This is a genomic window from Aminobacter sp. P4_D5 (assembly GCF_056401815.1).
Map to the genome: position 1 here is coordinate 1 of NZ_JBFUIP010001330.1, position 531 is coordinate 531.

A 531-nucleotide genomic window follows, 5' to 3' on the forward strand; every position below is an offset into this window, starting at 1 on the left:
GTGCATGGTCCGGGTTCAGCAACAGCTGCAGGCTGTCCATCGGCGCGTCGGGCGCGACCTCGCGGATGCGGGCCGCGTTCATGCCGAAGCCGACCGTGCCCCAGAGATAGATCACCCCGTGCCGGTTGCCCGGATCCACCCCCGCGATGCGCGCCATCAGCGCGGCATCGAGGTTCGACGCATTCGGAATGCGCGCCATGTCGAGCGGCATCAGCGCATTGGCGCGCACCAGCCGGTTGAAGGCGGGCTCGCTGGTGGGCACCACGATGTCGTAGCCCGAACGTCCCGCGGAAAGCTTGCCCTCGAGCGTCTCCAGCGTGTCGTACACGTCGTAGCGGATGCGGATGCCCGTCTCGCGCTGGAAGCGCTCGATCGCATAGGGGTCGATGTAGTCCGCCCAGTTGTAGATGTTCAGCACCCGCTGCTGCGCCGACGCAGGCCAAGGCTGGGCCAGCAAGGCGATGGCGAGCAGCAGCGCAAGGTTCAGGAACAGGCGGCGCATGGGCGTCTCCGGAAGCGCGTCCCTCCGGC

The 531-nt window shown here is 68.0% G+C and carries 1 protein-coding gene; it reads right to left on the reverse strand.

All coding sequences use genetic code 11. The features are described from left to right. A partial coding sequence (locus tag AC1DWF_RS38225; RefSeq protein ID WP_476843607.1) for a type 2 periplasmic-binding domain-containing protein occupies nucleotides 1–502 on the reverse strand: 502 nt, incomplete at its 3' end. Nucleotides 503–531: the final 29 nt, after the last annotated feature.